The following is a 6,549-nucleotide window of genomic DNA, read 5'->3' on the forward strand; positions in this document are numbered from 1 at the left end:
AAAAACCGCCGTTCCCCGAGCGTGGGGGCGCGGGTCCGGCTCGGTCGACGGCTTCACGGCCACGGCACCTCGTCGAGAGCGCAGGTGGAGCGATGTGGAGGAACCCGGTGGAGCGCAGTGGAGGGCGTGCGTGGAGCGCGGTGGAGGGCGATGCGCTCGTCGGCCAGGCGGGTGACGACGCATCCAAGCCCGCGGGGCGAACTGTGGCCGGGGAGGGAAGTTTGGCAAGATCGTGAGTCATGGAACGCCGCAGCCCCGAGCCTTACCCCGCGACCACCGACGTCCTCGGCCTCGCCGACGCCGTGCGCCGCAACGTCGCCCTCGTCGTCGAGGGCAAGGACGACGTCGTGCTCACGGCCGTCACCGTGCTGTTCGCGGGCGGTCACCTGCTCGTCGAGGACGTGCCGGGCGTCGGCAAGACCGTGCTCGCCAAGGCCCTGGCCCGTTCGGTCGACGCGACGATGCGACGCATCCAATTCACGCCCGACCTGCTCCCGAGCGACATCACCGGTGTCAACGTCTACGACCAGGGCAAGGGTGACTTCACGTTCCGTCCGGGCGCGGTGTTCGCGAACATCGTCATCGGTGACGAGATCAACCGCGCCTCTCCGAAGACGCAGTCGGCGCTGCTCGAAGCGATGGAGGAGCACCAGGTGAGCATGGACGGGCGCACCATGCCGCTGCCGCGCCCCTTCATGGTCGTCGCGACACAGAACCCCGTCGAGATGGACGGCACCTTCCCCCTGCCCGAGGCGCAGCGCGACCGTTTCATGGCGCAGATCAGCATGGGTTACCCCTCTGCGCGCGCCGAGCTCGACATGCTTCTGCACCACGGTGAGAAGGACCCGCTCGACACGCTGCGTCCCGTCGCCAGCGCCGACGACGTCGAGCACGCGATCGATGCCATCGCGTCGCTGCACACGAGTGACGCGCTGCGTCAGTACGTCGTCGACCTCGTCGCCGCGACGCGCAGCCACCCCAACCTGCGTCTCGGCGCGAGCCCGCGCTCCTCGCTGCAGCTGCTGCGCGCGGCGCGCGCCCACGCCGCCATCGCGGGGCGCGACCACGCGCTGCCGGAGGACGTCGCCGCCATGGCGCCCGCCGTCCTGTCGCACCGTGTCCTCATGAACCGCGCCCAGCGCGACGAGACGCCCGGTGACGTCGTGCGCCACCTCGTCGAGACCGTGGCTGTGCCGTCGGCGTCGCGATGAGCGCGCTGCCGCGCCTCACCCGTCGTGGCCTGCTGCTCGCGGGAGCGGGCGTCTCCCTCGTGCTCATCGGCGCGTTCTCGGGTTTCACCGACCTCGTGCGAGCCGGAATCTTCGCGTTGCTGCTCCTCGTCCTCAGCGTGCTGACGCTGTTCGTCGCGACACGCGCGTCGGCGCAGGTGCGTCACGTCGGCCCGCGGTTGCCGCTCGAACCCGGTGACCGCGAGCGTGTCGCCGTCCACGCCGAGCTGTCGCTGTCGGCGCGCTTCTCGGGTGCCACCCTCCAGGAACCGCACACGTTCGGCGGCCCGACGCCGTCGTGGCCGGTCGAGGGGCGCCACTTCGACGGCGAATACGCGGTGAGCGCACCTCACCGCGGCCGCTTCGTCACCGGTCCGACGCGCCTGGTCGTGCGTGACCCGTTCGGCCTCGCGCACCTGACGCGGGACGTCGCCGCGCGCCGTGAGATCCGCGTGTGGCCCCGCCAAGACGTCGCGCTCACGCCGCAGCGCGAGCGCAGCCTCGTCGGCGACTCGAGCATCGAATCGCACCTCGCCTTCGGCGGCGAGGTCGGGGCGAGCGTGCGCCAGTACGTGCGCGGTGACGACATGCGCCTCGTGCACTGGCCCGCCACCGCTCGCCGCGGTGAACTCATCGTCCGCCAGCTCGACCCACCGACCGACGAGACCGCCCGTGCCCGGCTCGTCGGGCACGTCGAGACCCCGGGTGTCGACGCCGGATGGGAAGGCCTCGTCGAAGCCTGCGCCTCGTGGCTGAGTGCACGCGCCCGCGCGCACCAGCCGTTCGCGCTGCGGGTCGGCGCCGAGACCTACCGCGATCTCCACGACGCGATGGACGCCCTCGCCGTCGCGGGTGATTGCCCCCTCGTCGACGACGCCGCGTCCGCGCACGTCGTCTTCGTCCACGCCGACACCGCGGGCTCACTGGGGCCGGCGCCGTCCGGGGGTGAGGCGTTCGTCGCCGGATCACCCGATGCCGTGACGTCGATGCGCGCCCGCCTCGACGCCGACGGGTGGAGCACACACACGGTTCCCGAGGCGCGCCCCGTCACCACCGCCCCCGCCGAAGGAGCTCGATGACCACCCGCCGCATCCTCGCCGAGGTCGCCCTGGGGCTGCTGTGCCTGAGCGCCTGCTGGCCGCTCGTCGAGTTGTCGAAGGCCGGCAGCGTCGGCGTGCCAATCGTCGTGGCCGCGCTCGTCGTGTGGGCGATCGGCGCCGGGCTGCGACGCGTGGGTGCACGTTCCTGGCTCATCGTGCTCGCGCAGGCGGCGGCCGTCATGGTCTCGCCACTCGCGGCGCTCGCCGCGCACGGGGTCTCCCCGACCCCGTCCGCTCTGCGGGACGCCGGCCACGAGGCGCAGAAGGTCGCGAACTCCTCCGTCGCTCCCCTGCCGGCCGTCGCCGGCGTCATCGCCGCGCTGACGCTCGGCGCCGCGCTCGTCGCCCTCGTCGTCGACTACGTCGGGGGCACCTCGAAGCTGCCGGCCGCCACCGTGCTGCCCGTCGCGGCGCCGTTCGTGCTCGCGACGACCGCGCTCGGTCAGACGTTGCCGCTGCCCTACTTCGCTGCTGCCGCAGCCGCGTGGGCGCTCCTGATGTGGTTGAGCACGAGTCGTTCCCGCACGTTGACGGGTGCGCCCGTCTTCGCCGCCGTGACGGTGCTGGCCGTGGCCGGCGCCGCCGCCCTGTCGGGGCACGTGCCGACCCGCGCGACTCCGGCTCTCGCCGAGGGTGGGGCCCGGGGCGTCGACACGAGCGTGGACTTCTCGACATCGCTCGAACTGACCAAGGATCTGTCCTCGCGCAACGCGGCGCCCGTCCTCACCTACACGACCGAGGACTCACAGCCCGGCCCGCTCCGGGTGACGACGAGCTCGACGTACGCGGACGGCCAGTGGCGCGCCCGCACGAACGAGCCGACGACGAAGGTGAAGGCCAACAGCGAGTTCCCGGCGCTCGGCTACGACCCGGCCGTGCCGACGACGAGCTCGCAGGCCACCGTCACGCTCAACGCGATGAAGCCGCCGTTCATCGCCGCGCCGACGACGCTGCGCGCCGCCGCTTTCGGCCAGGGCCACGACACCTTCGACGTCGGAACGACGACCGGCGTGCCGCACCTCGCCGCTCAAGTGCCCGCGTACGCCGTCATCTTCCGGACGTTCACGGCGGCAGCGCGCCCCGTCGACGACTCGGCCGTCAGCGCCGGAACCGGTGGGGTGACGCAGGACGACCTCGACGTCGCCTCGCTGCCGCCGGCGGCCCGCACGCGGATCGACGCGCTGCTCACCGCCTCCGGCGCCGGGGATGCGACCTCGCGTTTCGACAAGGCCGTCGCCATCCAGAACCACCTGCGCACCGACCCGTCCTACACGTACTCGCTGACGCTCGCCCCGACCCGCACCGTCGACGGCGCGCAGCTCGACCCCCTGTCCAACTTCCTCGAGACGAAGCAGGGTTACTGCACCCAGTACGCCACCGCGATGGTGATGAGCGCGCGCTCGCTCGGCATCCCGGCGCGCGTCGCGATCGGATTCCTTCCCGGCACGAAGCGGGGCAACGAGTACGAGGTCCGCGCCGCGGACGCGCACGCCTGGCCGGAGCTGTACTTCCCCGGCATGGGGTGGACGCGGTTCGAGCCGACGCCCGGTTCGCGCTCGGGCGCGGCCCCGGCCTACGCACGGACGAGCCCGTCGGCGACGAAGTCGTCGTCGAGCGCCCCGACGACGAGCTCGAGCGCGCCCGTGCCGTCCACTCGTTCGGTTGCCCCGTCGACGACGCAGACGTCGAGGTCGACCTCGCACGGCGCGCCGGTGACGCCCCACGACGACGGCGTTCTTGGTCGCGTCCTGCTGACGCTGCTCGGCGCACTGGCCGTCATCGCCCTGCTCGGCGCATTGCCGCTGCTCGGTTGGTGGCGACGCAACCGCCCGGTGCGTCAGGCACGTGAGCCCCGCGAGCGTGACGAGGCGCTGTGGCACCGCATGGTGTGGAACCTGCGCGACCTCGGGTACGTCATCACGACCGAGCGATCCCCACAGGAAGCGGCCGGCCGGTTCGCCGACGACAACCCGCGCGCGTCGACGCACCTCGTCCAAGCCGTCGAACGCGCGGCACACTCGATCGAGAACTCGCGCTACGCTCCGACGCCTGCGCGGGGCATGGCTGCCACGACCGAACGCGTGACGCGCGCAGCACGCTCCGACGCCTCCGTCGGCGCTCGCCTGCGGGCGTGGCTGCTGCCCCGCTCAGCGTTCGGGGCACGGAGCTGACGTCGCCGCGGGGCCCTTCGAGCGTGGGTCCCGCGGTGCGTCAGACGTTCTGGCTCGTCCGGTGTGCCGGATGGTCGGGCGTTCGACCCGTTAAGGTCGCGGATATCTGCGTTTTCCCTACGCCCAGACTTCTTGAACGAGGGCCCTCTAACACGGCATACACGCCACTGGCCCACATCCACTCGAGTGGATGTGGGCCAGTGGCGTCGTGCGCGAGGCTGCGAACGCCTCGCGCCTCGTCCACGACTCTCAGTCGAGGATTCTCAGTCGAGGTAGTTGCGCACTAAGAACGCGTTAGCGCTGTGCGGATTTCAGGTGGTGGCGCGGTGATTGAGCGTCAGGCAAAGCGCTGTGCCGCGTAATACCCCCGACTAAGTGGAGACCCCGCGAGGTTGCAGCCTCCGGGGTCGTGACGAACAGCATGGGAGTGCTGAACGTGAACCCGATTCTAGATGTGTGGTGCGCCCTATGCGACCACCTCGCACCCTTCGCGGCTATGGCCGTGGTGCCGCTGCTGCTGTGGGTGCACCACTTCGAGACGATGCCGCCGGCGGCTATTCACGAATCCGGTAGTACGGAACCCGTAACAGCGGCGTGCTCGTCGGTGACGTAGCCACTGGTGAGGTCATCGACCTTCCCTCTGACAGCGGAAAGGTCGTCGCCACTACCGACGCCCCTGAGGGGTGGGCCGCATGAGCGCCGCGCAGGACGCCGCGCGCCTCGTGAGCCTCGCCGTGGCGCACAACGACGCCACCGAGACGCTGCTCGAGCGCACCATCGCAGGCACCGCGAGCCCGTGGGACGCCCGCGCCGTCACTGCCGCGTTCGATGCGATGGACGCCACCCGCCACGCGCTCAAGATCGCGCACTTCCCCGACGCTCGCGCCGTGTTCGTCGACCTCGGCCGCGTCATCGTCGAACACCGCGACGGACGCTTCGAGCGCGTCGCCACCGACGAAGAAGCCTGAACGCGCAGGTGTAACAAACGTGACACCTGAGCCCACCCCCCACCGAAAGGCACGACCATGACGACCACCACCACGACGTTCGAGGACGTGCGCGCCTGCCGAGTGCCCTGGTGCCAGGAACACACCGCGCCGCTCGAGGCCGCCCACGACCTCGGCGACGGATGGATACGCGACCCCAATGAGCCCGGCCTTGTACGCATGCACGTGCGCCCCGGCCGCTTCTTCGACCTGCAGCAGTTCGAGGACTACGCGGACGTCTCGCACGTCATGTCGGCGCCGACCGTCGATGCTGTCGAGCGCATGGTCACCGACACCGTGGACGACATGCGAGCGTGCGCCGCCGAACTGCTCGAGTTCGCGGACATCGCCGCAGAGAGTCGGATCGACCCGGCGTGAACGCCTCCCGGCGCTGGGGCTCGAACCTTGGGAGCTGTGGCTCCCAAGGTCTGCCGTCACCCGGCGCCGGGGCTTCCGGTCGATCGCGATTGAGACTCCATCGCCATGTACTCGCACGCTAGGACGAGGTCACACCTGCTCGTGCAAGCGCACCTGCGCACGCGAAACCAAAGTTTGTGCCGTACAAGCTTTGCCCCCGACGAGCATGGCACCTGAGCGCACGTGGGGCCTTCTTCGCTTCGAGGAAGAGTGAAGCGCCCTGGGTTTCGTTCCGCGCTTATGTGGTGACGAGGGTGCTCGTGTGGGATTGATCGTAAGCCGCTTCGACCTCGACTGGGGTGCGGTAGCCGAGGGCTTCGTGCAGGCGCTGGTGGTTCCACCAGCTCACCCACTCCAACGTCGCCAACTCAACCGCCGACGTCGACGGCCACGTCGTGCGCGAGTAGATCAGCTCGGCCTTGTACAAGCCGTTCACCGTCTCAGCCAAGGCGTTATCGTACGAATCGCCCACTGTCCCAACGGAAGGCGCAACGCCGTGCTCGGCCAACGTGTCGGTGTACGCCAGCGAAACGTACTGGGCAGGTTCAACCAGTCGTTGCAACACCGGTTTGTTCGAGTGATCGTAGTTGCTCGTCGAAGACCTCTGCGGGGGTTCGCCAGCCGAGGACTTTGCGTGGCCGGTTGT

At 70.3% G+C, this 6,549-nt stretch carries 5 protein-coding genes and 1 pseudogene; 5 read left to right on the forward strand and 1 reads right to left on the reverse strand.

The window, feature by feature from the left end:
- The first annotated feature begins 239 nt into the window (after positions 1 to 239).
- The 5 genes from AC1RS9_RS12675 (at position 240) to AC1RS9_RS12695 (ending at position 5,864) form a co-directional block, all read left to right on the forward strand.
- Complete coding sequence (locus AC1RS9_RS12675; RefSeq protein WP_074045462.1) at positions 240 to 1,211, forward strand: AAA family ATPase; 972 nt, start codon at positions 240 to 242, stop codon at positions 1,209 to 1,211.
- A complete protein-coding gene (locus tag AC1RS9_RS12680; RefSeq protein ID WP_131940827.1) occupies positions 1,208 to 2,308 on the forward strand; it encodes a DUF58 domain-containing protein in 1,101 nt (366 codons plus the stop codon). The genes AC1RS9_RS12675 and AC1RS9_RS12680 overlap by 4 nt, the downstream gene beginning before the upstream one ends.
- Positions 2,305 to 4,500 carry a transglutaminase TgpA family protein gene (locus tag AC1RS9_RS12685; protein WP_131940824.1) on the forward strand — a complete coding sequence of 732 codons (2,196 nt, stop codon included), beginning with the start codon at positions 2,305 to 2,307 and terminating at the stop codon, positions 4,498 to 4,500. Before AC1RS9_RS12680 ends, AC1RS9_RS12685 begins: the two co-directional genes overlap by 4 nt.
- Positions 4,501 to 5,192: 692 nt before the next feature.
- Positions 5,193 to 5,468, forward strand: coding sequence for a hypothetical protein (locus AC1RS9_RS12690; protein ID WP_062256358.1), 276 nt, complete (start codon positions 5,193 to 5,195; stop codon positions 5,466 to 5,468).
- 57 nt (positions 5,469 to 5,525) lie between these two features.
- The gene (locus tag AC1RS9_RS12695; RefSeq protein ID WP_136788338.1) at positions 5,526 to 5,864 is read left to right on the forward strand and encodes a hypothetical protein; all 339 of its coding nucleotides are present in this window, start codon (positions 5,526 to 5,528) and stop codon (positions 5,862 to 5,864) included.
- Positions 5,865 to 6,141: 277 nt separating this feature from the next.
- On the opposite strand, the pseudogene AC1RS9_RS12700 reads toward AC1RS9_RS12695, so the two are convergent.
- Positions 6,142 to 6,444 (reverse strand): annotated as a pseudogene (locus AC1RS9_RS12700) (integrase core domain-containing protein); the annotation flags it as partial.
- Positions 6,445 to 6,549: the final 105 nt, after the last annotated feature.

Source organism: Dermacoccus sp. MPR-E5 (assembly GCF_058809565.1).

Coding starts and splice junctions, on each gene's coding strand:
- AC1RS9_RS12675 (WP_074045462.1), top strand. CDS start 240: ATGGAACGCCGCAGCCCCGAGCCTTACCCCGCGACCACCGACGTCCTC.
- AC1RS9_RS12680 (WP_131940827.1), top strand. CDS start 1,208: ATGAGCGCGCTGCCGCGCCTCACCCGTCGTGGCCTGCTGCTCGCGGGA.
- AC1RS9_RS12685 (WP_131940824.1), top strand. CDS start 2,305: ATGACCACCCGCCGCATCCTCGCCGAGGTCGCCCTGGGGCTGCTGTGC.
- AC1RS9_RS12690 (WP_062256358.1), top strand. CDS start 5,193: ATGAGCGCCGCGCAGGACGCCGCGCGCCTCGTGAGCCTCGCCGTGGCG.
- AC1RS9_RS12695 (WP_136788338.1), top strand. CDS start 5,526: ATGACGACCACCACCACGACGTTCGAGGACGTGCGCGCCTGCCGAGTG.